Genomic DNA, 25,385 nt, shown 5'->3' with positions numbered 1-25,385 from the left:
GAGAACAAAAGTGGTGGGCATTATTGCAATTAATTCTTGTTAACAAAAGTAATACAGTTACTTTTTTTGTCGCATGGCTAGCCGCTCGTCCCCTGCGAAGGCTAGTCTGCGGCTTTGCCAGAGGAGTTCTTGATGTCCGCGCCTTCTGTTTTGATCGCCGGCTGCGGTGATATCGGCGGCCGCCTGGCCAGCCAGTTAGTGGCCGAGCATTGGCAAGTCCATGGCCTGCGGCGCACGGTTTCGAAGCTGCCAGCGGGCGTCATCGGGGTGGCGGGGGATTTGTTCAGCGAGCAATGCCCCGCCGACTGGCCCACCGGGTCACTGGATTACCTGGTGTACAGCGCCGCGGCCACCGACCATGACGAAGCGGGTTATCGCACGGCTTATGTCGAAGGGTTGCAGAATGTGTTGAGCTGGTTGAAGCAGCATGGGCAGCGGCCCAAGCGTCTGCTGTTTGTGTCCAGCAGCAGCGTTTATGGGCAACAGCAGGGCGAATGGGTGGATGAAACGTCGCCAACCGTGGCCGGCGGGTATTCCGGTCGGCTGATGCTCGAAGCCGAGCAAGTGGCCTTGGACAGTGGCATCCCGGCCAGCCGCGTGCGCCTGACCGGCATCTATGGGCCGGGGCGGGAATGGTTGTTGAGTCAGGTGCGCCAAGGCTATCGCGTCGTGATCGACCCACCGCTCTACGCCAATCGCATCCACGCCGACGATGCCGCCGGCTTGCTGGCGTTCCTGCTGGAGGCTGATCGCCAGGGCCAGGTGCTGGACGATTGCTACATCGGCGTCGACGACGCCCCTGCGCCGCTGGCCGAGGTGGTGGGCTGGTTGCGTGAATACATGGGCGTCACCCAGTGGTCCGAAGACGCCAGTGTGCGTCGCGCCGGCAGCAAGCGCTGCAGCAATGCCCGGGCGAAGGCCTTGGGCTGGGCGCCGCGTTATCCGAGTTTTCGCGAGGGGTATGCGGCGATTCTGGAAGGGCGCTGCTGACACGGGTCCGCTCGGCGTGTGCTCGATGATGTCGTTCGGCGCCAAGGGCTAGTCCTTGGGTTCTTACCTTCCAGGTCTTGACTTGGTTCATCGAGCTCGCCGAGCATTATCCGTTGCTTGCCGAAGCCAAGAGTTATCTGCAGGCCACCCGCAACCGTTTCAGTCATCTTTTGCGTCGTCGATGTGGGCCAACATCCCGTCGAATGACCTAACAGCGACAAGGACCGTCATCAATGCAAGCCAGTTTCAGCAAAGGCGTTATCTTTGCACTCTCCGCCGCCGCACTTAACGCCACGATAGGCGTGCTCAGCAAAGTGCTCATGAGCAATGGTTTCACCGCCAGCAGTGTCGCCGTCATAAAGACTGTCCTGGGTTGTCTGCTGCTCTCGGCCTTGCTGCTGTTTATCAAGCGTCCGGCGACGACGGCCAAATGGACCCAGGCGGCGATCTGCGCGTTTCTCGGTATCTTCGTGCTGTTCCACTTCGAAACGGCTGCCTATCGGCATTACGCTGCGGCGGGTGTGGTGGTGATGCTGATGGCCAGTGCTTCCATTTCCTCGATTGTGCTCGGACGCATCATCCTCAAGGATGCGATCACCGCGAACGCCACTGTGGGTGCCGCCTTGGCGATCGCCGGAATCGCGGTGATCTTTGGCGCCGATCTACAGCAAGGCTTCACGCTCCAAGGCGTTGCACTCGCGTCCATGGCGGGCTGCGGCTATGGGGCGTTTTCGGTGGCCATGAAACGGATGGGCGTGTCCGGTGGGCTGCACTTCACTCGTCAGTTGCTGTTCTTCGGCAGCCTGTACTTGCTGATGCCGGCTTCTGCCGACGGCTTCGTGATCGGTGAGCTGTCGCCCTGGGCGATTGCCGCACTGCTGGCGCTGGCCGCGCTGCCGACCATCCTCGGTTTTTTTTGCACCACCAAGGCAATCGAGTACCTCAAGCCATCCCAGGTGCAAGCCTTGGAGCTGACCGAGCCGCTGTTCGCCGCACTGCTGGCATTTGTTGTGCTCAATGAAGTGCCGCGCGAAAGCCTGTACCCGGGCGCACTACTGATCATCCTTGGGCTGTGTTTCTCCAATGAGCTGATCCGCCTGGGTAGAAAAAAGCCTGTCCCGTCTCGCGCGTGAACCTTTGCCGGGAGAGGGCGCTCGTATAGTTATTTCAAAGCGCCCTATCCTTTACTGCTTTTCCAGCAACCATCGCCGGGTGCCCGGCGTGAACGAAGGCATTTCATCGGCCAGCGCGGCGTTGACGGTCTGGAAGATCTCCAGCTTCTTGCCGTCGCGGGCAAAGATCCAGGTGTTGCCCTGGCCGTTCTGTTGCAGCCAGATGTTGTCGTTGCCACCGCTCATGGAGGCGCAATCGCCGGCCAGGCACAAGGCGTAGCGATCGGCACCCGGCAGGCCGCTGACCTGGCCGTCGGGCTGGAACTGCACGGTGGCGCCCTGGCCGGGGCCGCTGGCGATGTTCCAGGTGCCGCCCAGGTAGGCGGCATACAGCGCACGCTCGAAACTGGCACCGATGGGCGCGCCTTCCGGTACCTGGATTTGTGCGCGATCGAACACCTGCTGCGGTTCGTTCTCGGTGGCGGCCTGGCTCAACTGGTCGCCATCGCGCTTGAGTTCGCTGGCGGAGCTGCCGTAGAAATCGACTTTCCAGGCGCCGTCTTCTTCGCCCAGCAATTTGCCTTCGACGTTTTCAAAACCGTTGGTGTAGCGCGCCTGACCGGCCCGGGTGTTGACGTCCCATTCCAGGTTCGGGCCATAGCCCTGCAGCGCTTCGCGAAGCGGGCCGCCCTTGGCGGCAGCGTCGATGGCTGCCTGGTTGATCCAGGTGCCGCTGATGTCACGGTCGGCAGGGTCGCTGGCGCAGCCGCCCAGAAGCAGGGCTGCCAGCGAGAGAGCAAGCGCTTTGCGCATGGTGGAATCCTTTCAAGACGAAAACGGCGCAGCGGGGGAGGCTGCGCCGGCCTTATTTACTCGATGACCAGGATGGCATCCATCTCAACCTGAGCGCCCTTGGGCAGGGCGGCCACGCCGATGGCGGCGCGGGCAGGGTAAGGCTGGTCGAAGTACTTGCCCATCACCTCGTTGACCTTGGCGAAATGGCTCAGGTCGGTGAGGAAGATGTTCAGCTTGACGATGTCCTTGAACGAACCACCGGCGGCCTCGGCCACGGCCTTGAGGTTTTCGAACACCTGCACGGTCTGGGCTTCGAAGCCTTCCACCAGTTCCATGGTTTTCGGGTCCAGTGGAATCTGGCCCGACATGTACACGGTGTTGCCGGCCTTGATCGCCTGGGAATAAGTACCGATGGCGGCGGGGGCCTTGTCGCTGGTGATAACGGTCTTGGTCATGAATGACTCCTGATAACGAATGGGCTACGCGCGCATCCGGGTGATGCGGATAACGCCGGTCAGGGCGCGCAGTTTCTTGATCACGCGGGCCAGGTGCACACGGTCGTGCACGCTGACCACCAATTGAACGACGCTGATGCGGCCATCGCGTTCGTCCATGCTGATTTTTTCGATATTGCCGTCGGCGGCATTGACGCTGCTGGCCAGCAGGGCGATCAGGCCGCGCTGGTGTTCCAGCTCGACCCGCAGCTCGACGTTGAATTCGCCGGTGACATCCTTGGCCCAGGAGAGCTGGATGCATTTTTCCGGGTTATGACGGATTTCGCTGATGTTGCGGCAGTTGTCCAGGTGCACGACCATCCCTTTGCCGGCGGACAAGTGGCCGACAATCGGGTCGCCCGGAATCGGCGTACAACACTTGGCATAACTGAGCACCAGGCCCTCGGTGCCGCGAATCGCCAGCGGGCCTTCGGGGCTTGGCAACTGTTCGCCTTCGCCGAGCAGGCGACGGGCAACGACGTAGGCCATGCGATTGCCCAGGCCGATGTCTTCGAGCAGGTCTTCGATCAATTCGAGACGGTATTCGTGGAGCATCAGTTGCACGCGCTCGACCGGGATCTTGTCGAGCGAGCTGTCGAAACCGTTCAGCACCTTGTTCAGCAGGCGTTCGCCGAGGCTGATGGATTCGGAGCGACGTTGCAGTTTGAGGGCGTGACGGATATGGGTGCGGGCCTTGCCGGTGACCACGAAATTGAGCCACGCCGGGTTGGGTCGTGCGCCGGGGGCGCTGACGATTTCCACCGTGGAACCGCTTTGCAGCGGTTCGGACAACGGCGCCAGGCGGCGGTTGATCCGGCACGCGATGCAACTGTTGCCAACGTCGGTGTGCACCGCATAGGCAAAGTCCACGGCCGTGGAGCCTTTGGGCAGCTCCATGATCCGGCCCTTGGGCGTGAAAACGTAGACCTCGTCCGGGAACAGGTCGATCTTCACGCTCTCGATGAATTCCAGGGAGTTGCCGGCGCGCTGCTGCATTTCCAGCACACCCTTGACCCATTGCCGGGCGCGGGCGTGAGTGCTCTTGGGTTGTTCGTCACCGCTGGATTTGTACAGCCAATGGGCGGCGATGCCGTTGTTGGCCATTTCTTCCATTTCGCGGGTGCGGATCTGGATTTCGATGGGTACGCCGTGCATGCCGAACAGCGTGGTGTGCAGCGACTGATAGCCGTTGGCCTTGGGGATCGCGATGTAATCCTTGAAGCGCCCCGGCAACGGTTTGTACAAATTATGTACAGCACCCAGCACGCGGTAGCAGGTATCGACCTTGTCGACGATGATCCGGAACGCGTAGACGTCCATGATCTCGTTGAAGGCCCGACGCTTGCCGCGCATTTTCTTGTAGATGCCGTAGAGGTGTTTCTGCCGCCCGCTGACTTCGCCTTCGATGCCGTCGATGGCCAGGCAGTGGCTCAGCGACTCTTCGATCTTGTTGACGATTTCCTTGCGGTTGCCCCGGGCGCGCTTGACGGCCTGGTTGATCCGCGCCGAACGCATCGGGTGCATGGCCTTGAAGCCGAGGTCTTCGAACTCGATGCGGATCGCGTGCATGCCCAGGCGATTGGCGATGGGGGCGTAGATTTCCAGGGTTTCCTTGGCGATGCGCCGGCGTTTTTCGCCGGACAGCACTTCCAGGGTGCGCATGTTGTGCAGGCGGTCGGCGAGCTTGACCAGGATCACGCGAATGTCGCGGGCCATGGCCATGGCCATTTTCTGGAAGTTTTCGGCCTGGGCCTCGGCCTTGGTCTCGAAGTTCATCTGGGTCAGCTTGCTGACCCCGTCGACCAGTTCGGCCACGGTTTCGCCGAACTGCGCCTGCAGCGCTTCCTTGGCAATGCCGGTGTCTTCGATCACGTCATGCAGCATCGCCGCCATCAGGCTCTGATGGTCCATGTGCATGTCGGCAAGAATATTCGCCACCGCAAGAGGATGCGTGACGTACGCCTCGCCGCTGCGGCGGCGCTGGCCGTCGTGGGCTTGTTCGGCGTAGAAATAGGCTCGGCGGACCAGATTGACCTGGTCCGTGCCGAGGTAGGCCGATAAGCGATCGGCGAGGGCGTCTATGCTCGGCATGATGATGACTCCTGCCGTTTGCTGTGACCCCGCGCCGTGCTACGTCGACCAGGCATAGGCTTAGACCGCCTCGTTGGACTCGTCCTCGAACGCTGCGAACAGCGGTTCGTCTTCGACGATTTCAGCGTTGGCGATGAACTCGTAGCTCATCAGGCCTTCGGCGATTTCACGCAGCGCTACTACGGTAGGCTTGTCGTTTTCCCACTGGACCAACGGCTCTTTGCCACCGGTGGCCAGTTGACGGGCACGCTTGGTAGAGAGCATGACCAGCTCAAAGCGGTTTTCCACGTGTTCTAGGCAGTCTTCAACGGTTACGCGGGCCATGGTATTCCTCGGAGCGAATGCAATATGCGCGCTGCCCGGTTGGGCGAGCGGACTCGACAGTTTAAAAAAACACCAGCGTTTAGGGAAGCGCTGATTTTTTAACCAAACCCCTCGGCGCGCTGCGACTACCAATGTAAAGCCGTCGCAGCGGTTTTGGGAAGGGCTGTTCAGCCCAACAATTCGGCTAATAATTTGCCGAAACGTTGCTGTTGGCGTTTCTGCTGCAGCTGGCTGGCGCGGAAAATCGCCTTCAGGTCGTCCAGCGCGTGGGCGAAATCGTCGTTGATGATCAGATAATCATAGTCGACGTAGTGACTCATCTCGCTGACCGCTTCGCGCATCCGGCCCTCGATGATGTCGTCGCTGTCCTGGCCACGGTTGGTCAGGCGCTGGCGCAAGGCTTGCTGGCTTGGCGGTAGGATGAAGATCGACCGGGCCTGGGGCATCAGCTTGCGCACCTGCTCGGCGCCTTGCCAGTCGATTTCCAGGATCAGGTCGTGACCTTCGTCCAGGGTCTGCTGCAAGTAGCTTTGCGAAGTGCCATAAAGGTTGCCGAAAACTTCGGCGCGCTCCAGGAAGTCGCCGTGCTCGGCCATCTTCACGAACTCTTCGCGGTCGACGAAGTGATAGTTCACACCATTCACTTCGCCCGGGCGCATGGCGCGGGTGGTGTGCGAGACCGAGACGCGGATCTGCGGTTCGGCGTCGATCAGTGCCTTGACCAGGCTGGTCTTGCCGGCGCCCGAGGGCGCGGAAATGATGTAGAGGGTGCCGGTGCTGTGGGTCATGTCGTTAGCCTTACTCAATGTTCTGCACTTGTTCGCGCATTTGTTCGATCAACACCTTGAGGTTGACCGCCGCCTGGGTGCTGCGCGGGTCGAAGGCTTTGGAGCCCAGTGTATTGGCTTCGCGGTTGAGCTCCTGCATCAGGAAGTCGAGGCGGCGACCGGCCGCACCGCCGGACTTGAGCACCCGGCGAACTTCGATGATGTGGGTGCTCAGGCGATCCAGTTCTTCGGCCACGTCGCTCTTTTGCGCGAGCATGACCATTTCCTGTTCCAGGCGTTGCGGGTCCAGTTCGGCCTTCATGTCGGTGAAACGGTCGAGGACTTTCTGGCGCTGGGTGGCGAGCATCTGCGGGACCAGTTCGCGCAGGGTGCTGACGTCTTCTTCAATGGAGGTCAGGCGCTCGTTGATCAGCCGGGCCAACTCCGCGCCTTCGCGCTCGCGGCCGGCCTTGAGTTCCTTGAGGCCTTCATTGAACAGTGCCATCGCCTCGGCGTTCAGCGCCTGTGGGTCGCTCGCATCGCCCACCAGCACGCCGGGCCAAGCCAGGACTTCCAGTGGATTCAGGGCAGCAGGGTTCTTGATCAGGCTGGCGACGGTTTCGGCAGCGGCGACCAGTTGTGCGGCGCGCTCGCGGTCCACTTGCAAGGCTTTGCCAGTGCTTTCTTCAGTGAAGCGCAGGGTGCATTCCAGCTTGCCCCGGGACAGGCCCTGGCGCAGTGCCTCGCGTACACCCCCTTCCAGGTCGCGGAAAGACTCGGGCAGGCGCAGGTGCGGCTCCAGGTAGCGGCTGTTGACCGAGCGCAGTTCCCAGCTCAGCGTGCCTTGGGCCCCGGCTTTTTCGACGCGGGCGAAGGCGGTCATGCTGTGCACCATGGAGGTTCCTCGCAATGCAGGCCGGCACGACGGTGGTCGTGGGCCTGGAGTCTGTAAATTAAAAGCCCAAGGGCAGCAAAGGCGCAGGATTGTAGCGCAGTGAGGCGTATGCCCCAACCGCGCTTGCGACAAAGCGTGGCAGCCCGTCGGGCGGACCTCTGCGCGGCTTCGCTCGCGCCGGCTTTTTAGAGCCGCGCGACGTTTAACTGCCCTATGACGATTCACGGCTCTATAATGCTCGGCAGTTTTCCGTCCTCCGTACAGGTATTCCCTATGAAACGTCCAAGTGGTCGCGCTGCCGATCAGCTTCGCTCGATCCGCATTACCCGCAACTACACCAAACACGCCGAGGGATCTGTACTGGTCGAATTCGGTGATACCAAGGTCATCTGCACCGTCAGTGTCGAAAACGGCGTGCCACGGTTCCTCAAGGGTCAGGGCCAGGGTTGGTTGACGGCCGAATACGGCATGCTGCCGCGCGCCACCGGTGAGCGGAACCAGCGCGAGGCCAGCCGTGGCAAGCAGGGCGGCCGTACCCTGGAAATCCAACGCTTGATCGGCCGTTCGCTGCGTGCTGCTCTGGACATGTCCAAGTTGGGCGACGTGACACTGTATGTCGATTGCGACGTGATCCAGGCCGACGGCGGCACGCGTACAGCCTCCATCACTGGGGCCATGGTCGCCCTGGTCGATGCCTTGAAAGTGATCAAGAAGCGCGGTGGCCTCAAGGGTGGCGACCCGCTCAAGCAAATGATCGCTGCTGTGTCCGTGGGCATGTACCAGGGCGAGCCGGTACTGGACCTGGATTACCTGGAAGACTCCGCCGCCGAGACTGACCTGAACGTGGTCATGACCAGTGCTGGCGGTTTCATCGAAGTCCAGGGCACTGCCGAGGGCGCGCCGTTCCAGCCGGAAGAATTGAACGCTATGCTGGAGTTGGCGAAGAAAGGCATGAACGAAATCTTCGAACTGCAAAAGGCCGCCTTGGCTGACTGATCGATTCCCGCTTCAAGACAAGGAGAGCGTCATGAGTGATGAGCAAATCCTGCTGCCCCAGCCGAGCAAAGAGGCGCGTCAATGGGCAATGTTTTGTCACCTGTCCGCCTTGTTGGGGATCTGGATTCCGTTCGGCACGCTGATCGGGCCGCTGGTGCTCTGGCAGCTCAAGCGTGAGTCCGACCCGTTCATCGATGCCCAGGGCAAGGAAGCGCTGAACTTCCAGATCACCGTGGCGATTGCCTCGGCGATCAGCTTGCTGCTGATGGTCGTGGTGATCGGCTTCTTCCTCTTCGGCCTGGTGGCCATTGGTGCGTTGGTGTTGACCATCATTGGTGGCGTGAAGGCCAATGAAGGGCAGCCGTATCGGTATCCGTTTACTTGGCGCCTGGTCAAATAACGATCGATGAGTAACCCCCTGTGGGAGCGAGCCTGCTCGCGATAGCTGTGTGTCAGTCAACATCAATGTTGAATGTAACTGCGCCATCGCGAGCAGGCTCACTCCCACAGTGGAAATGGTTGTCCACAAAAAAAACCGACACGGCTGTCGGTTTTTTTGTGGCTGCGAAACGACACTTAGATAGTCAGCGTCCAGTCGTAATCCACGATCAGCGGCGCATGCTGCGAGAACCGTGGCTGGCGCGGCAGGCGGGCGCTGCGTACGAAGCGGCGCAGCCCAGGCGTCAGCAGCTGGTAGTCGAAGCGCCAGCCAAGGTTGAGCATCTCGGCCTGTTCGTTGTCAGGCCACCAGCTGTACTGGTCGCCTTCACGGCTGACTTCACGCAGGGCGTCGACATAACCCATGTTGCCAATGATCTCGTCCATCCAGGCCCGTTCCGGCGCCAGGAAGCCAGGAGATTGTTGGCTGTCGCGCCAGTTCTTGATATCCAGCTTCTGTTGCGCCACGTACAGCGAGCCACAATAGATGTACTCGCGACGTTTGCGCCGCTGTTTATCCAGATAACGGGCGAAGTCGTCCATCAACTTGAATTTCTGATTCAAATCTTCATCGCCGTTCTGCCCCGAAGGGAGCAGTAAGGTCGCGATGCTGACCTTGTCGAAATCGGCTTGCAGGTAGCGCCCGTAGCGGTCCGCCGTCTCGAAACCGAGACCGTTGATGACAGCCTTCGGCTGCAGCCGCGAGTACAAAGCCACGCCACCCTGGGCGGGGACTTCGGCATCGCAGGCATAAAGGAAGTAACCATCCAGTTGGAAGGCTGCATCGTCCAGTTCAAAGGCGGAGGCGCGGGTGTCCTGCAGGCAGATGACGTCGGCATTCTGTGCTTGCAGCCAACTGAGCAAACCACGCTCGACTGCAGCCTGAATACCATTGACGTTCACACTGATGATCCGCATAAATGGCCCCAAAAATCACGTGCGTGTATGATACACGCCGTGTACCTATTTAGCTAAATCCGCGGTATTTGAGGCTTTTTTTCATGCAGGCGTATCAGCGCGATTTCATTCGCTTTGCCATCGATCGCGGCGTTTTGCGCTTCGGTGAGTTCACCCTCAAGTCCGGGCGCACCAGCCCGTACTTCTTCAATGCCGGCCTGTTCAACACCGGTTCCGCCCTGGCGCAACTGGGTCGTTTCTATGCGGCAGCCATCGTCGAGAGCGGTATCCCGTTCGATGTGCTGTTCGGCCCGGCCTACAAAGGCATCCCGCTGGCCGCCACCACTGCCGTCGCCCTGGCCGAACACCACGGGCGCGACTTGCCTTGGTGCTTCAACCGCAAGGAAGCCAAGGCCCACGGCGAAGGCGGCAGCCTGGTGGGTGCACCGCTGACCGGCGACGTGTTGATCATCGACGACGTCATCACTGCCGGCACTGCCATTCGTGAAGTGATGCAGATCATCGGTTCCCAGGAAGGCGCCAAGGCCGCTGGCGTGCTGATTGCCCTGAACCGTCAGGAGCGCGGCAACGGTGAGCTGTCGGCGATCCAGGAAGTGGAGCGCGACTTTGGCATTCCGGTGATCAGCATTGTGTCGCTGAACCAGGTGCTGGAGTTTTTGGCCGACGATCCGCAGCTCAAGCAGCATTTGCCGGCGGTTGAGGCTTATCGGGCGCAGTTCGGCGTTTAAAGATTTGCACATTCCCTTGTGGGAGCGAGCCTGCTCGCGATAGCCATTTTCCATTCAACATTCATGTTGGCTGATCCACCGCTATCGCGAGCAGGCTCGCTCCCACAGGGAATCGGTGGGTAAAAAAACCCCGCTCAACCAGGTTGAGCGGGGTCTTTTTTTACCGGTATCGCTTAAGGACGCTTGCGATTGCTGATCAACGTACCTACGCCGGTGTCGGTGAAGATCTCCAGCAGGATCGCATTTGGTACCCGGCCGTCGATGATCAACGAGCTGCCGACGCCGCCTTGTACCGCTTCCAGTGCGCAACGGATCTTCGGCAGCATGCCGCCGTAGATGGTGCCATCGGCGATCAGGTCATCGACCTGTTGGGTCGACAGTCCGGTCAGGACCTTGCCCGACTTGTCCATCAGGCCGGCGATGTTGGTCAGCAGCATCAGCTTTTCAGCTTTCAGTGCCTCTGCAACCTTGCCCGCCACCAGGTCGGCGTTGATGTTGTACGACTCGCCGTTGGCGCCCACGCCGATGGGCGCGATCACCGGGATGAAGTCGCCCTTGACCAGCAGGTTCAGCAGGTCGGTGTTGATACCGACCACTTCGCCCACATGACCGATGTCGATGATTTCCGGCTGGGTCATCTCCGGTGTCTGGCGGGTGACGGTGAGTTTCTTCGCCCGGATCAGCTCGGCGTCCTTGCCTGTCAGGCCGATGGCGCTACCGCCATGACGGTTGATCAGGTTGACGATGTCCTTGTTGACCTGGCCGCCCAGGACCATTTCCACCACATCCATGGTCTGCGCGTCGGTCACGCGCATGCCATCGATGAAGTGGCTTTCGATCGACAGGCGCTTGAGCAAGTCACCGATCTGCGGGCCACCACCGTGTACGACCACCGGGTTGATGCCCACGGCCTTCATCAGCACGATGTCGCGGGCGAAGCCGGTCTTGAGCTCCTCGCTTTCCATCGCGTTGCCGCCGTATTTGATCACCAGGGTCTTGCCGACGTAGCGTCGGATATAAGGCAACGCTTCGGACAGGACCTTGGCGGTGTTGGCGGCGGCTTCGCGTTCGAGGGTCATTCAGGGCTCCGGTAGTGCTTCAAAAAATCAAAACGGTAGTTGGAGATCAGGTGCAACACGTTTGAGTTGGGTGTGGAACACATCCTTGATGCGCTGCAGTTCGGCCTCGTTGTCGGCCTCGAAACGCAGTACCAGCACCGGTGTGGTGTTGGATGCGCGAACCAGGCCCCAGCCGTGGGGATAGTCGACCCGCACACCATCGATGGTGGTCAGTTCGGCGCCTTCGCCCCATTGAGCGTCGTGCAGTGCATCAATGATGCTGAATTTGCTCTCTTCGGTCACATGGATATTGATTTCTGGCGTAGAAATATCGTTCGGGAAGGTTGCGAACAGCTCTTCGGCGGTGGATTTCTCTTTGCTGAGGATTTCCAGCAGGCGCGCGGCGCTGTAGATGCCGTCGTCAAAACCGAACCAGCGTTCCTTGAAGAAGATGTGGCCGCTCATTTCGCCGGCCAGCAGGGCGCCGCTCTGTTTCATTTTTTTCTTGATCAACGAGTGACCGGTTTTCCACATCAGTGGGCGACCGCCATATTCCTTGATCAGCGGCACCAGGCGACGGGTGCATTTGACGTCGAAAATGATCTCGGCGTCGGGGTTGCGCGCCACTACGTCCTTGGCAAACAGCATCAGCAGGCGGTCCGGGAACACCACGCTGCCGGTATTGGTCACCACGCCCACGCGGTCGCCGTCGCCGTCGAAGGCCAGGCCCAGGTCGGCGTTGGTTTCCTTGACCTTGGCGATCAGGTCCTCGAGGTTTTCCAGCTTGCCCGGATCCGGGTGGTGGTTAGGGAAGTTGCCGTCCACGTCGCAGAACAGCGGGATGACTTCGCAGTTCAGGGCTTCGATCAGTTGCGGGGCGATCACGCCAGCCGCGCCGTTGCCGCAATCGACCACCACTTTCAGGCGACGGGCGAGTTTCACGTCCTTGACGATTTCGTCGTTGTAGCGCGCAAGGATATCGACTTTGGTCACGCTGCCCTGGCCGCTGCTCAGGTCATTGGTCTTGAGGCGGGTGTGCAGGGCCTGGATCTGCTCGTTGGCGAGGGTGTCGCCAGCGATGACGATCTTGAAGCCGTTGTAGTTCGATGGGTTGTGGCTGCCGGTGAGCATCACCCCGGACTTGCCGGCCAACACGTTGGCGGCGTAGTACAGCGCCGGGGTCGGCACCAGGCCCACGTCGCTGACTTGGCAGCCACTGTCGGCAACGCCTTTGATCAGTTGTTCGACCAGCTCGGGGCCCGACAAGCGGCCATCACGGCCGACGCACACGTTCGGTTCGCCCTGGGCCAGGCTCTGGGAGCCGATAGCGCGGCCGATCCAGTAGGCGGTTTCGGCGGTAAGGGTTTCCGGTACCACGCCACGGATGTCGTAGGCGCGGAAGATGCTGTCAGGGAAGATCGGGGCGAATGCGGCTGGGGTGTTCATGGGCGGGGCGCTCTATCAGGAAAGTGACTGGACAGGCCGACGGTTAGCATCGGCAGGCTCAAGCTGAAGGGTATGACGGCGTTTTTGACAGAGAGTTCGTGGTGGGAAAGTGCCATGAGACAGCGTTACCCCGGCCTCGCTCGCCTAATACATTGATTCCGGGTGGGAAACCTAGCAGAAAGCCATTGCGCATTTTTTGTCCTGAAACACAAGCTTCACAAACGGGCCGGGCAGGACGCCCGGCCTGTAACCACCGGTCAATGGCTGCCGGAATGCCCGAAACCACCCGCGCCGCGTTGGCTTTCGTCGAATTCTTCGACCAGTTCGAAGTGGGCCTGGACCACCGGCACCAGCACCAACTGCGCGATGCGTTCGCCCACGGCAATGTTGAAGGCCGTTTGGCCGCGGTTCCAGCATGACACCATCAGTTCGCCCTGGTAATCGGAGTCGATCAGGCCCACCAGGTTGCCCAGCACGATGCCGTGCTTATGGCCCAAGCCCGAGCGCGGCAGGATCAGCGCGGCCAGGCCCGGATCGCCGATGTACACCGACAGGCCGGTAGGAATCAGCAGGGTCTGGCCCGGCTCCAGGATCGTGTCCTGCTTGAGCATCGCCCGCAGGTCGAGGCCGGCGGAGCCTGGTGTGGCGTATTGCGGCAGCGGGAATTCGTTGCCGATGCGTGGGTCGAGGATCTTGGCTTGTAGGGCGTGCATGACATTAAACCTGGTTCAGACGTTCGGCGATAAAAGTGATCAGCTGGCGGGCAATCTTGCTCTTGCTGGTCTGGGCGAAAAGTGTGGCGTGCAACTGGCGGTCGATCACGCTGCAGGCGTTTTCTTCGCTGTTGAAGCCGATGCTCGGGTTGGCCACGTCGTTGGCGACGATCAAGTCGAGGTTCTTGTCCTTGAGCTTGCGTGCGGCGTAATCGAGCAGGTGTTCGGTCTCGGCGGCAAAGCCGACACTGAACGGGCGGTCGGGGCGGGTGGCGATACTGGCCAGGATGTCCGGGTTGCGCACCATTTGCAGTAGCAAGCCGTCGCCGCTTGTAGGGTCTTTCTTCAATTTTTGCGGGGCAACGACTTCGGGGCGGTAGTCCGCCACCGCCGCCGAGGCGATGAACAGGTCGCAGGGGATAGCTGCTTCACAGGCCGCGAGCATGTCCCGGGCGCTGACCACATCGATTCGCGTGACCCGGTCCGGCGTCGGCAGGTGCACGGGACCGGTGATCAGCGTCACCCGGGCACCGGCTTCCACGGCGGCTTCGGCCAGGGCGAAGCCCATTTTCCCGGAGCTGTGGTTGGTGATGTAGCGCACCGGGTCGATGTTTTCCTGGGTCGGTCCGGCGGTGATCAGCACGTGCTTGCCGGTCAGGGCCTGGCGCTGGAAGCAGTCGGCGGCGCACTGGGCCAGGTCGGTTGCTTCGAGCATGCGGCCCATGCCGACATCGCCGCAGGCCTGGCTCCCGGAGGCCGGGCCGAAGACTTTCAGGGCGCGGCTTTCGAGCAACTGCAGGTTGGCCTGGGTGGCTGGGTCGCGCCACATGGCCTGGTTCATGGCCGGCGCCACGGCGACCACCGCGTCGGTGGCGAGCACCAGGGTGGTCAGCAGGTCGTCGGCGATGCCTTGGGCCAAACGGGCGATGAGGTCGGCCGTGGCCGGGGCGATCAGTACCAGGTCGGCCCACTTGGCCAGTTCGATATGACCCATGGCGGCTTCGGCCGCCGGGTCGAGCAAATCCAGGTGGACCGGGTGCCCGGACAGGGCCTGCATGGTCAGCGGGGTAATGAACTCGCTGCCACCGCGGGTCATGACGACCCGTACTTCCGCGCCCTGGTCGATAAGCCTGCGAACCAGCTCGGCGCTCTTGTAGGCGGCAATGCCGCCGCCGACGCCCAGAACGATGCGTTTCCGATACAGCCGCTGCATAGGCCTGCCTTTCGATTTCAGTGGTCAGTGCAAGGCGAACCCCTTGGCAGCAGCTGCCAGGGTGCAAATCGCCTGCAAAAAAGATGGGCTACGATATCACAGCGACCGCTACGGAACAGCGGCGCCCACAATCAGGGAGATGCCATGAGTATTCGCGATTGGCCCGCGGCCGAGCGGCCACGGGAGCGGTTATTGGCGCTAGGGGCGGGGAGTCTGTCGGACGCCGAGCTGCTGGCGATTTTTTTACGCACCGGCGTGTCGGGCAAAAGCGCGGTGGATCTGGCGCGACAACTATTGATTCAATTTGGCAGCCTGCGCGCGCTGCTTGAAGCCGATCAGATCACATTCAGTAATCATATGGGGCTCGGGCCGGCGAAGTTTGCCCAGCTGCAAGCGGCTCAGGAAATGAGCCGTCGGCATTTGGCTGAACAGGCACGGGAAAAAACGTCGCTGGAAAGCCCGTTCGCGGTGCGTGAGTACCTGAAATCGATGCTGCGTCACGAACCCCACGAGGTGTTCGGTTGCCTGTTTCTCAATTCCAAGCACCAGGTGCTGACCTTCGAGGCGCTGTTTCGCGGCTCTATCGACAGCGCCAGTGTCCATCCCCGGCAGGTCGTCAAGCGCGCCCTGGCCCACAACGCCGCCGCGTTGATCCTGTGCCACAACCACCCCTCCGGCAACACCGAGCCCAGCCAGGCCGACCGGGTGCTCACTGAGCGGCTTCAGGAGGCGCTGGAGCTGATCGATGTGCGGGTGCTCGACCATTTCATCGTTGGCGATGGGGAGCCGTTGTCGATGGCGGAGCGTGGGTGGATGTAGGCCCGATCAGGCTTGAAAAATCCCTTTGCTCCCACAGGCCCCCACAGAAGGGGGCTGTGGGGCTGGGGTTATTTGATGTTGACCTTGGAGTAATCCTGGCGCCCAAACGGGCTCACCGCATAACCCTGCACATCCTTGCGGGTCAGGGCGAACGCGGTTGGGTGCGCCAGGGGCAGCCACAGGGCCTGTTGCTGGATCTGGGCCTGGGCCTGTTCGTAGAGCTTGGCCCGCACGCCCTGTTCGCCGGTGGTCTTGCCGGCGCTGATAAGTTTGTCCAGGTCGGGATTGCAGTAGCGGGCGAAGTTGGTGCCGGACTTGACCGCCGCACAGGAAAACTGTGGCGTGAGGAAGTTGTCCGGGTCGCCGTTGTCGCCGGCCCAACCCATGAACAGCAAATCATGTTCGCCGGCCTTGGCGCGACGGATCAGTTCGCCCCATTCGATCACCCGGATCTCGGCCTGGATGCCAATCTGCGCCAGGTCGGACTGCAGCAGTTGTGCGCCAGCGCTGGGATTGGGGTTCAGCAAGCTGCCGGAAGGGCGGGTCCAGATAGTGGTCTGGAAGCCTTCCTTCAATCCGGCCTTGGCCATCAGGTCGCGGGCTTTGGCCAGGTCATGGGCGTAGCCGGGCAGGTTTTTGGCGTAGCTCCAGGTGTTGGGCGGGTAGGGGCCATTGGCGGCTTCGGCGGTGCCTTCGAAGACGGTCTTCAGGTAGCTGGCCTTGTCGAAGGCCAGGTTGATGGCTTGGCGCACCTCAGGCTTGTCCAGCGGTGGATGCTGGCTGTTGATTGCCACGAACGCGGTCATGAAAGCGTCGGTCTGCTCGACCTTCAGCGTAGGTTCTTGCTTGGCGGCTTGTACGTCCAGCGGCTTGGGCGACAGGGCGATCTGGCATTCGTTGCGGCGTAATTTCTGCAGGCGCACATTGGCATCCGGCGTGATGGCGAAGACCAGCGGGTCCACTTGGGGTTTACCGCCGAAATAGGCATCGTTGGCCTTGTAGCGAATCGAGGCGTCCTTCTGGAACCGGCTGAAAATGAACGGGCCGGTGCCGACCGGCAGGCTGTTGAGTTTTTCCGGTGTACCGGCCTTCATCAACTGATCGGCGTATTCGGCCGAATAAATGGAGGCAAAACCCATGCTCAACGTCGCCAGGAAGGTCGAGTCGGCGTGATCGAGGGTGAAGCGCACGGTCAGCGGGTCCAGTGCGTCGACTTTCTTGATCAGCGCTGGCAGTTGCATGGACTGGGCGTGGGGGAAGCCGCTTTGCGCCACCTTGTGCCAGGGATTCGCCGGGTCGAGCATGCGCTCGAAGCTGAACTTCACGTCCTCGGCGGTCAGGTCACGGCGCGGCGTGAAGTAGTCGGTGTGGTGGAACTTGACCTGTGGCCGCAGCTTGAACACATAGGCCAGGCCATCGGTGGAGACTTCCCAGCGCTCGGCCAGGCTCGGGACCACTTTGCCGCTGGCGGTGTCGAAGTCCACCAGGCGGTTCATCAGCACGTCGGCGGAGGCGTTGGTGGTCGTCAGGGAGTTGTACTGGACGACATCGAACCCTTCCGGGCTGGCTTCGGTACAGACGCTCAGGGCGGCGGCCAAGGCCTGCGGGGTGATCAGCAGAGGGGCGAGCAACAATGGTAGGGCAGCGAGGCGCATGGTCGGTTTCCTGTGCAAGTCGAAGGCCCATCTGCGAGTGCAGTCTGGAAAAGGCCTACCCTAGTGGGCTCGCCGCTAAATGACTATCCCCTTTTTGCATTTTCCGGCACTCTGCGCCGGCGCGTTGATGGACTAAAAAACGCCGCCGGTGAAAAAAACCTGCATGCAGCGACGAGCGGTAAGGTGCTTTGCCAGCCTCTGCCCCCGCCGCCCGGGGCGGTTGGTCGATGATTCGCCATGAAGACAAATCACATCGGCTGTTGTTGCGCTGTGGTCTTTCTGGTATAAAGCAGCGCTCTTTTCTAGGGGCCCGGTTCCTTCACTGTAGGTGTAGCCGGTAAGACCCTTAAAGAAACGCGGCGCCTGGCGCCAAATGACTGAGAGATTAAGCGGCCAACCCATGCCGGGTTGGGCATGTGGTTTTAGAGGGCTGAGGCATGTCGAGAGTCTGTCAAGTTACCGGTAAGGGTCCGGTGACTGGGAATAACATTTCCCACGCAAACAACAAAACCCGTCGTCGTTTCCTGCCGAACCTGCAGCATCACCGCTTCTGGGTTGAAGAAGAGAAACGTTTTGTGCGTCTGCGCGTATCTGCCAAGGGCATGCGTATCATCGACAAGCGTGGCATCAGTGTCGTGCTGGCCGAACTTCGTCGCGATGGCAAGGTTTAAGGGAGCTAATCATGCGTGAATTGATTCGTTTGATCTCGAGCGCCGGTACTGGTCACTTCTACACTACCGACAAGAACAAGCGTACTACCCCGGACAAAATCGAGATCAAGAAATATGATCCGGTTGTTCGCAAGCACGTGATCTACAAGGAAGGCAAAATCAAGTAATTGATTTTTTCCTTCTTACGAAAAAGGCCCGTATCGCGAGATACGGGCCTTTTTTGTTGCCCGTGAGGCCCGGCCAGGCCTCACAAATCCTCAAGCCTTCTGTTCGAACACCACATAAATCTTGCGGCACGGCTCCAACACTTCCCAAGTACCCTTGAACCCCGCTGGAATCACGAAACGGTCACCGGCCCGCAGGGTCTTGGCATTGCCATCGTCGTCCCGAAGCACGGAAACGCCCTGGACGATCTCGCAATACTCATGCTCGGTGTAATTGACCGTCCACTGGCCGACGGCGCCTTCCCATACGCCCGCGTTCATTTGCCCGCAGGGGCTGCTGTAGTGGTTGAACACGGTTTGCTCGGGATCGCCCTTGAACACCTTGGCCGGGTCCGGGCGATAACGTTCGGCGTTGGTATTGGCCTGGCTGAAATCAACGATGTCCTGAATGCTCATGCGGGTGATCCCCAGTGATCGCTTGGAAGGCCTCGAGTCTATGTTTATTAAAACGAACATCGCAAGGTCGTTTGCCAGCGTTGTGTCAAATATATTGAAACATGACCAGCCGCTGGTTTAGGGTGGCGGGTGCCCTATGCCGAAAACGGCGCCGAAACCAGGCTGGTTGGGCAGAATTCTTTTGAGCGCTGCGCACCGCGCGGCGTTCGTACTCAATAAGAGGAGGACACACGCATGACCACCCTGACTCGTGCCGACTGGGAACAACGCGCCCGCGACCTGAAGATCGAAGGCCGCGCCTTCATCAACGGCGAGTACACCGATGCGGTGTCCGGCGAAACCTTCGATTGCCTCAGCCCGGTCGATGGCCGCCTGCTGGGCAAGATCGCCAGCTGTGACGTTGCCGACGCCCAGCGTGCGGTCGAAAACGCCCGTGCCACGTTCAATTCCGGCGTCTGGTCGCGCCTGGCACCCAGCAAGCGCAAAACCACCATGATTCGTTTTGCCGGCCTGCTCAAGCAGCATGCCGAAGAACTGGCGCTGCTCGAAACCCTGGACATGGGCAAGCCGATCAGTGACTCCCTGAACATCGACGTTCCCGGCGCGGCCCAAGCCTTGAGCTGGAGCGGCGAAGCCATCGACAAGCTCTACGACGAAGTGGCGGCCACGCCGCACGACCAGTTGGGCCTGGTAACCCGTGAGCCGGTGGGTGTCGTGGGCGCTATCGTGCCCTGGAACTTCCCGTTGATGATGGCCTGCTGGAAACTCGGTCCAGCGCTGTCCACCGGTAACTCGGTGGTGCTCAAACCGTCGGAAAAATCCCCGTTGACCGCCATCCGCATCGCCGCATTGGCGATCGAGGCCGGTATTCCGAAAGGCGTGCTGAACGTGCTGCCAGGCTATGGCCATACCGTCGGCAAGGCCCTGGCCCTGCATATGGACGTCGATACGCTGGTATTCACCGGCTCTACCAAGATCGCCAAGCAACTGATGATCTACTCCGGCGAATCCAACATGAAGCGTATCTGGCTGGAAGCCGGCGGCAAGAGCCCGAACATCGTGTTCGCCGATGCCCCGGACCTGCAAGCCGCCGCCGAATCCGCCGCCAGCGCCATCGCCTTCAATCAGGGCGAAGTCTGCACCGCCGGCTCGCGGCTGTTGGTGGAGCGTTCCATCAAGGACACGTTCCTGCCACTGGTGATCGAAGCCCTCAAGGGCTGGAAGCCAGGTAACCCGCTGGACCCGGCCACCAATGTGGGCGCCCTGGTCGATACCCAGCAGATGAACACCGTGCTGTCCTACATCGAGGCCGGGCACAGCGACGGCGCCAAACTGGTGGCTGGCGGCAAGCGCATCCTTGAGGAAACGGGCGGTACGTACGTCGAGCCGACGATTTTCGATGGCGTGAGCAACGCGATGAAAATCGCCCAGGAGGAGATTTTCGGCCCGGTGTTGTCGGTGATTGCTTTCGACACCGCCGAGCAGGCCATCGAGATCGCCAACGACACGCCGTACGGCCTGGCCGCGGCGGTATGGACCAAGGACATCTCCAAGGCCCACCTGACCGCCAAGGCCCTGCGTGCCGGCAGCGTATGGGTCAACCAGTACGACGGCGGCGACATGACCGCGCCGTTCGGTGGTTTCAAGCAATCGGGCAACGGTCGCGACAAGTCGCTGCATGCGTTCGACAAATACACCGAGCTGAAGTCGACCTGGATCAAGCTCTGACAATGGGGGCCCCGGATCCTGTCCGGGGTCTCATGCAGCGCTGATCCCCCCTGTGGGAGCGAGCTTGCTCGCGATAGCGGTATGACAGTCGACGACTTTGTTGAATGTTGCGCCGTCATCGCGAGCAAGCTCGCTCCCACAGTGTTTTGGGGGATGGTTGAGATTGATAACCCTCCACAGGAGCGTGGAAATGCGTTGGGCGACCTATTTCGCCGTGTTGGCGTCTGTCCTGAGTGTCGGCCTGGCCTTGGGCGTGAGCATGCCGCTGGTGTCGCTGCGCCTGGAGGGCTGGGGCTATGGCTCGTTCGCCATTGGCGTGATGGCCGCCATGCCGGCCGTGGGGGTGCTGCTCGGGGCCAAGATGTCCAGCCGGCTGGCGGCGCGGTTTGGCACGGCGGCGTTGATGCGCCTGTGCCTGTGGGGCGGCGCGGTCTCCATCGGGTTGCTGGCGCTGTTGCCCAGCTATCCGGTCTGGTTGCTGCTGCGCCTGGTGATTGGCGTGGTCCTGACCCTGGTGTTCATTCTCGGTGAAAGCTGGATCAATCAACTGGTCATTGAGAAATGGCGTGGGCGACTGGTGGCGCTGTACGGCAGCAGCTACGCCCTGAGCCAGTTGTCCGGCCCGCTGCTGCTGGGTGCGCTGGGGACCGATCATGACTATGGGTTCTGGGTGGGTGTCGGTTTGCTGCTGAGCGCACCCTTGCTGTTGCTGGGCCGTAGCGGTGCACCGAGCAGCGAGGCTGGCAGCGTGACGTTTGGCGACTTGTGGACGTTTTGCCGAGGCTTGCCGGCGATTGCCTGGGCGGTCTCGTTGTTCGCCGCGTTCGAGGCCATGATCCTCACGTTGCTGCCGGTGTATTGCCTGCGCCAGGGCTTCACCGCCGACATAGCGCTGGCGATGGTCAGCACCGTGGTGGTCGGTGATGCCCTGTTGCAGTTGCCCATCGGCGCGCTGGCCGATCGCGTGTCTCGCCGGGCGCTGTTGACGGGCTGTGCGGTGGTGCTGACGTTGTCGAGCCTGGCGGTTCCACTTTTGATCGATACTTTGTTGATCTGGCCGCTGTGGGTGCTGTTCGGCGCCAGTGCTGGCGGTTTGTTCACGTTGTCGCTGATCCTGATCGGCGAGCGTTACCGCGACGATGCGCTGGTGCGGGCCAACGCCCACGTCGCGCAACTGTGGGGCCTTGGTTGCCTGATCGGCCCACTGGCGGCAGGAGCGGGCAGCCAGTGGATCAGCGGGCATGCGCTGCCTTTGTTCATGGCGGCAGGGGCGTTTGGCCTGGTGATCCTGTTGTTGCGCCAAGGGGCATTCGGGACCACCCAAACCGCTTGAAAACCCCTCGCCACAGAGGTTTGTGCAGACCTACAGCATCCGCTCCAACCCGACCGTCGTGCTGAACCAGGCATTGAACCGGCGCCACCAGCTGCCCGGTTCGCGGTCCAGGTCGTGCGTCTGGCCGTTGTCTTCGGTGGTCCATACAAGCCTTCCATCCTCCAGCCTGGCCTGATAACTCAGGGCCGGCGCCATGCCCTGCAAGGCCAGGTCGCGCACTTGGCCGGCGAGTTCAGGGCTGTCCACCAGCACGCCGACTTCAGTGTTCCACAGCACCGAACGCGGGTCGAAATTGAACGAGCCGATGAACGATTTCTGCTGGTCGAAGATGATCGCTTTGCTGTGCAGGCTGGAGTCCGATTGGCCGTAGGACTTGCTGTAGAACAGGTGAGGGCTGCTGCCTTTGTCGCCCGGTTGTCGGCGAAGCTCGAACAGGCGTACACCATGTTGCAGCAGGGCTTTGCGGTACGGCGCATAGCCGCCGTGCACGGCGGGCACGTCGGTGGCTTCCAGGGAGTTGGTCAGCAGGCTCACCGACACGCCGGCATCGGCGCGACTGGTCAGATAGACCAAACCTGGCTGACCGGGGACGAAGTAGGCGGAAATCATGATCAGTTCTTTGCTGACTCCGGTCAGTTCCGGCGCCAATTGCGTGGTCAGCAATAGCTGCGGATCCGGCTCGTCCTTGGCCAGCACCTTGCTGGGCGCGTCCCACAGCGCCTTGTTCCAGGCCCAGATCAACTGGTCGCGCCAGGTGTCCAGGCGCGGTTGGGTCTTGTAGGCGGTCAATTGCTGGTAGAGCGCGTGATTTTCCTTTTGGGTCTGCTCCATGGATTCTTGCAGGCGCAGGCGGCTGTTGGCCAGGTCCTTGGGCGTGGGGCGATGGGACAGGAACTGTTCGATGGGTTTGCTCAGGGCGCTGTTCCAGTACTGGTCGAAGCTGTGCCCCAATTGTTCGGCCACTGGCCCGACACTGAGCAGGTCGATGTCGGTGAAGTTCAGGTTGGGTTCGGCGTCGAAATACTCATCGCCCAGGTTGCGACCGCCGACGATGGCCATGCTGTTGTCCGCCAGCCACAGTTTGTTGTGCATCCGGCGGTGTTGCTGCGACAGGTTGAGCAGGCGCCCAAGGCTGCGGGTCACGCCGGTGGCGCGTCCCAGGTGCAGCGGGTTGAACAGGCGGATCTGGATCTGCGGATGAGCGGCGAGGGTCGCGATGATCTGATCCTGGCCATCGCTGGTGGTGTCGTCCAGCAGGATCCGTACGCGCACGCCCCGGTCGGCGGCCTTGAGCAATTCATCCACGAGCATCCGCGTGCTGATGCCGTCATGGACGATGTAGTACTGCAAATCCAGGCTGCCTTGGGCGTGGCGAATCAACTCGGCCCGGGCGATGAACGCGTCGGTGCTGTCCGACAGTAGCCGAAAGCCCGAGCGCCCTTCATGGGCGGCAGCCTGGGCCTGGACCGAGCGGCCGAACGAAGATTCGGCGGCTGGTAAGGCCTGGGAGGGCTCGCGGGTGACATCAAGACTGGCGCAGCCGCTCAGCAGTGAGACGACTAACAGCAGCGCAGGCAGGATCGGTCTGGATCTCACGTAGGATCGTTCCGCTTGTTCACGTTGATCGGCTGTTGAGTGCTGCTTCCCTGGGTAAAGTTCAGACGACGTCGCGCTGGGTTTCGTTCAACAGCGCGCTAGCGGCGGTTCCGACCTTGCGCACGGCTTCTTCGATCTGGGCCGTTGGCTTGGCAGCGTAGTTCATCCGCAGGCAGTTGCGGTACTTGCCCGATGCCGAAAAAATGCTGCCGACAGCGACCTGCACGCCTTGGTCGAGCAGGACCCGATTGAGCTTCAGCGTGTCGAAACCGTCGGGCAATTCGACCCATAACATGAAGCTGCCCCGCGGGCGACTGGCCCGGGTGCCCGATGGAAAATAGCGGCTGACCCAATCGATCATCACGTCGCGATTGCGCTGGTATTGCGTACGCATCCGGCGCAAATGGGGTTCGAAATGCCCACCCTTGAGAAATTCGGCAATGGCGATCTGCGGTTGTGGCGCGGTGGAGCCGGTGCTGATGTATTTCATGTGCAGCGCCCGCTCCAGATACCGGCCTGGCGCGACCCAGCCAATACGCAGCCCTGGCGCCAGGGTCTTGGAAAAAGAACTGCAGAGCAGGACGCGGCCGTCTTCATCGAAGGACTTGATGGTGCGCGGGCGAGGGTAGGTGTAGGCCAACTCGCCATACACATCATCTTCGATGATCGCCACGTCGAAGCGCTGTGCCAGGGTCAGCAGCGCGCGTTTATTGGCGTCGGGCATGATGTAGCCCAGCGGGTTATTGCAGCTGGGGGTCAACTGTATGGCTTTGATCGGCCATTGCTCCAGCGCCAGTTCCAGGGCATCCAGGCTGATGCCGGTGAGCGGGTCGGTGGGGATTTCCAAAGCCTTCATGCCCAGGCCCTTGAGGGTTTGCATGGCCCCGTGAAAACTGGGTGAGTCCACCGCGACGATATCGCCTTGTTCGCAGGTGGCGCGGATGCTGACCGACAGGGCCTCATGGCAGCCAGTGGTGACGATAAAATCGTTGGGCCCCAGCTGGCAGCCGGAGTCCAGCGACAGCCGGGCGATCTGCTCACGTAGCGCGAGGTTGCCGTAGATGTTGTCGTAATACAGGCCGGGCATGTCTTGTCGGCGGCTGATCTGCGCCAGGCTGCGCAGCAGCGGTTTCATGGTCGGCGAATTGATATCCGGCATGCCGCGTCCCAGTTGCACCACGTCCGGGCGCGGTACGGCGCGGATCAGCTCCAGCACCTGGTCCCACTGGGAAATATCCACTGGGCGCTGAGCCGGACGGCCTACCACCGGCAGGTCCGGCAGTTCGCGGCCCACGGGTACGAAATAGCCGGACTTGGGTCTCGGCATCGCCAGCCCACTGTCCTCCAGCACGCGATAGGCCTGCTGCACCGTACTCAAGCTGACACCATGTTCCGTGCTCAATGCCCGCACTGATGGCAGCCGGTCGCCGGGGCGGTAGAAGCCCTGTTCGATGCGGGTACCGAGCAATTCGGCGAGGTTCACGTAGAGGGTCATGGTGCGCTCCCGATGAGATGGATCACTGCAACCGATACAGTTGGGGTGGAAAATGACAATTCAGTGCTGGAAATACCGAATCTGTATGCTTATAAAAAAAATGAGTTGAATCTGTATTGCTTTTGACCGTCCGCGCATCATGAAACCTCTGGCTACCCAAGTAAACAGGAGCGATCAAAATGAACGGCTTGAGCGATGTGCGGCTGACGTTACACAGTCAGGAACTGGCGGCAGGGCAGGAGAAGGGGCTGCGTAGTGCGATGTTGCGCAATCCCCCGTCCGGCCTGAGCCGTTGGGCCCTGTTCTGGCATCGTCTGCATACACGCCAAGCCTTGTTGGAACTTACACCCGAACAGTTGCGTGATATCGGGCTGACTCGGGCGCAGGCGTTGGAGGAGGGGCTCAGGCCGTTCTGGCGGCTTTGAAGTGGTGCCGGCCCTGAGACGGCTATCGCGGGCAAGCCTTGCTCCCACAGATTGAAATGGCCTGT

The 25,385-nt window shown here is 61.2% G+C and carries 25 protein-coding genes and 1 pseudogene; 11 read left to right on the top strand and 15 right to left on the bottom strand.

Translation table 11 applies throughout. The features are described from left to right. Positions 1-132: 132 nt before the first annotated feature. Together KI235_RS29615 and KI235_RS29610 are read left to right on the top strand one after the other, a co-directional pair. Positions 133-990, top strand: a complete 858-nt coding sequence (locus tag KI235_RS29615) for an SDR family oxidoreductase (RefSeq protein ID WP_003206884.1) — start codon at positions 133-135, stop codon at positions 988-990. A 233-nt stretch (positions 991-1,223) separates the two neighbouring features. Continuing rightward, entirely contained in the window at positions 1,224-2,123 is a 900-nt protein-coding gene (locus KI235_RS29610; RefSeq protein WP_003206882.1) for a DMT family transporter, read from the top strand. 51 nt (positions 2,124-2,174) lie between these two features. Here KI235_RS29610 and KI235_RS29605 read toward each other — a convergent pair whose 3' ends face one another. The 6 genes from KI235_RS29605 to KI235_RS29580 form a co-directional block, all read right to left on the bottom strand. Next, the gene (locus KI235_RS29605; RefSeq protein ID WP_013694559.1) at positions 2,175-2,915 is read right to left on the bottom strand and encodes a hypothetical protein; all 741 of its coding nucleotides are present in this window, start codon (positions 2,913-2,915) and stop codon (positions 2,175-2,177) included. Positions 2,916-2,971: 56 nt separating this feature from the next. Further along, positions 2,972-3,352: a RidA family protein gene (locus tag KI235_RS29600; RefSeq protein ID WP_003206880.1), complete on the bottom strand. Its 381-nt coding sequence runs from the start codon at positions 3,350-3,352 to the stop codon at positions 2,972-2,974. Positions 3,353-3,376: 24 nt separating this feature from the next. Next, positions 3,377-5,482 (bottom strand): bifunctional GTP diphosphokinase/guanosine-3',5'-bis pyrophosphate 3'-pyrophosphohydrolase, encoded by a 2,106-nt coding sequence (gene spoT, locus KI235_RS29595; RefSeq protein ID WP_003206879.1) that lies wholly within the window; start codon positions 5,480-5,482, stop codon positions 3,377-3,379. Between the two features lie 60 nt (positions 5,483-5,542). Continuing rightward, the gene (gene rpoZ, locus KI235_RS29590; protein ID WP_003177259.1) at positions 5,543-5,806 is read right to left on the bottom strand and encodes a DNA-directed RNA polymerase subunit omega; all 264 of its coding nucleotides are present in this window, start codon (positions 5,804-5,806) and stop codon (positions 5,543-5,545) included. A gap of 167 nt (positions 5,807-5,973) precedes the next feature. Beyond that, positions 5,974-6,594, bottom strand: a complete 621-nt coding sequence (gmk, locus tag KI235_RS29585; RefSeq protein WP_003206877.1) for a guanylate kinase — start codon at positions 6,592-6,594, stop codon at positions 5,974-5,976. Between the two features lie 10 nt (positions 6,595-6,604). Then, the gene (locus KI235_RS29580) at positions 6,605-7,468 is read right to left on the bottom strand and encodes a YicC/YloC family endoribonuclease (RefSeq protein WP_003206875.1); all 864 of its coding nucleotides are present in this window, start codon (positions 7,466-7,468) and stop codon (positions 6,605-6,607) included. A 273-nt stretch (positions 7,469-7,741) separates the two neighbouring features. Between KI235_RS29580 and rph the strand changes: the two genes are divergently transcribed. Both rph and KI235_RS29570 read left to right on the top strand, forming a co-directional pair. Beyond that, entirely contained in the window at positions 7,742-8,464 is a 723-nt protein-coding gene (gene rph / locus KI235_RS29575) for a ribonuclease PH (protein ID WP_003177262.1), read from the top strand. Positions 8,465-8,495: 31 nt separating this feature from the next. Further along, positions 8,496-8,864, top strand: coding sequence for a DUF4870 domain-containing protein (locus tag KI235_RS29570; RefSeq protein ID WP_013694558.1), 369 nt, complete (start codon positions 8,496-8,498; stop codon positions 8,862-8,864). A gap of 176 nt (positions 8,865-9,040) precedes the next feature. On the opposite strand, the gene KI235_RS29565 is transcribed toward KI235_RS29570, so the two are convergent. Then, positions 9,041-9,820, bottom strand: coding sequence for an exodeoxyribonuclease III (locus tag KI235_RS29565; RefSeq protein ID WP_013694557.1), 780 nt, complete (start codon positions 9,818-9,820; stop codon positions 9,041-9,043). An 83-nt stretch (positions 9,821-9,903) separates the two neighbouring features. On the opposite strand from KI235_RS29565, the gene pyrE reads away from it, so the two are divergent. Beyond that, the gene (gene pyrE, locus KI235_RS29560; RefSeq protein WP_003206873.1) at positions 9,904-10,548 is read left to right on the top strand and encodes an orotate phosphoribosyltransferase; all 645 of its coding nucleotides are present in this window, start codon (positions 9,904-9,906) and stop codon (positions 10,546-10,548) included. Between the two features lie 173 nt (positions 10,549-10,721). On the opposite strand, the gene argB is transcribed toward pyrE, so the two are convergent. The 4 genes and pseudogenes from argB to coaBC form a co-directional block, all read right to left on the bottom strand. Beyond that, entirely contained in the window at positions 10,722-11,627 is a 906-nt protein-coding gene (gene argB / locus KI235_RS29555; RefSeq protein ID WP_003206871.1) for an acetylglutamate kinase, read from the bottom strand. Between the two features lie 27 nt (positions 11,628-11,654). Continuing rightward, positions 11,655-13,058: pseudogene (locus tag KI235_RS29550) on the bottom strand (phosphomannomutase/phosphoglucomutase); the annotation flags it as partial. Between the two features lie 251 nt (positions 13,059-13,309). Next, entirely contained in the window at positions 13,310-13,765 is a 456-nt protein-coding gene (gene dut / locus KI235_RS29545) for a dUTP diphosphatase (protein WP_003206867.1), read from the bottom strand. Between the two features lie 4 nt (positions 13,766-13,769). Continuing rightward, positions 13,770-14,978 carry a bifunctional phosphopantothenoylcysteine decarboxylase/phosphopantothenate--cysteine ligase CoaBC gene (gene coaBC / locus KI235_RS29540; RefSeq protein ID WP_003206865.1) on the bottom strand — a complete coding sequence of 403 codons (1,209 nt, stop codon included), beginning with the start codon at positions 14,976-14,978 and terminating at the stop codon, positions 13,770-13,772. Between the two features lie 144 nt (positions 14,979-15,122). Here coaBC and radC point away from each other — a divergent pair, with 144 nt between their 5' ends. Next, positions 15,123-15,797 carry a DNA repair protein RadC gene (gene radC, locus KI235_RS29535; protein ID WP_013694555.1) on the top strand — a complete coding sequence of 225 codons (675 nt, stop codon included), beginning with the start codon at positions 15,123-15,125 and terminating at the stop codon, positions 15,795-15,797. A gap of 68 nt (positions 15,798-15,865) precedes the next feature. Here radC and KI235_RS29530 read toward each other — a convergent pair whose 3' ends face one another. Beyond that, on the bottom strand, positions 15,866-17,452 hold the full coding sequence (locus tag KI235_RS29530) for an ABC transporter substrate-binding protein (RefSeq protein WP_003206863.1): 1,587 nt from the start codon (positions 17,450-17,452) through the stop codon (positions 15,866-15,868). Positions 17,453-17,889: 437 nt separating this feature from the next. Between KI235_RS29530 and rpmB the strand changes: the two genes are divergently transcribed. Then, positions 17,890-18,123, top strand: coding sequence for a 50S ribosomal protein L28 (rpmB, locus tag KI235_RS29525; protein WP_003177273.1), 234 nt, complete (start codon positions 17,890-17,892; stop codon positions 18,121-18,123). A gap of 11 nt (positions 18,124-18,134) precedes the next feature. Then, positions 18,135-18,290 (top strand): 50S ribosomal protein L33, encoded by a 156-nt coding sequence (gene rpmG, locus KI235_RS29520; protein ID WP_003177274.1) that lies wholly within the window; start codon positions 18,135-18,137, stop codon positions 18,288-18,290. 90 nt (positions 18,291-18,380) lie between these two features. Here rpmG and KI235_RS29515 read toward each other — a convergent pair whose 3' ends face one another. Next, positions 18,381-18,743 (bottom strand): cupin domain-containing protein, encoded by a 363-nt coding sequence (locus KI235_RS29515; protein WP_013694552.1) that lies wholly within the window; start codon positions 18,741-18,743, stop codon positions 18,381-18,383. A gap of 234 nt (positions 18,744-18,977) precedes the next feature. Here KI235_RS29515 and KI235_RS29510 point away from each other — a divergent pair, with 234 nt between their 5' ends. Together KI235_RS29510 and KI235_RS29505 are read left to right on the top strand one after the other, a co-directional pair. Continuing rightward, complete coding sequence (locus KI235_RS29510; RefSeq protein WP_003206859.1) at positions 18,978-20,471, top strand: aldehyde dehydrogenase; 1,494 nt, start codon at positions 18,978-18,980, stop codon at positions 20,469-20,471. Between the two features lie 190 nt (positions 20,472-20,661). After that, positions 20,662-21,804 (top strand): MFS transporter, encoded by a 1,143-nt coding sequence (locus KI235_RS29505; RefSeq protein WP_003206857.1) that lies wholly within the window; start codon positions 20,662-20,664, stop codon positions 21,802-21,804. A gap of 30 nt (positions 21,805-21,834) precedes the next feature. Here KI235_RS29505 and KI235_RS29500 read toward each other — a convergent pair whose 3' ends face one another. Further along, a complete protein-coding gene (locus KI235_RS29500) occupies positions 21,835-23,400 on the bottom strand; it encodes a phospholipase D family protein (RefSeq protein WP_003206855.1) in 1,566 nt (521 codons plus the stop codon). 61 nt (positions 23,401-23,461) lie between these two features. After that, positions 23,462-24,895: a PLP-dependent aminotransferase family protein gene (locus KI235_RS29495; protein WP_003206854.1), complete on the bottom strand. Its 1,434-nt coding sequence runs from the start codon at positions 24,893-24,895 to the stop codon at positions 23,462-23,464. 179 nt (positions 24,896-25,074) lie between these two features. Here KI235_RS29495 and KI235_RS29490 point away from each other — a divergent pair, with 179 nt between their 5' ends. Continuing rightward, positions 25,075-25,320 (top strand): DUF1127 domain-containing protein, encoded by a 246-nt coding sequence (locus KI235_RS29490; protein ID WP_003206853.1) that lies wholly within the window; start codon positions 25,075-25,077, stop codon positions 25,318-25,320. The last annotated feature ends 65 nt before the right edge of the window (positions 25,321-25,385 follow it).

This window comes from Pseudomonas sp. St386 (genome assembly GCF_018325865.1).
Taxonomy (GTDB): Bacteria; Pseudomonadota; Gammaproteobacteria; order Pseudomonadales; family Pseudomonadaceae; genus Aquipseudomonas; species Aquipseudomonas brassicacearum.
This window is presented reverse-complemented; position numbering and strand designations above follow the sequence as displayed.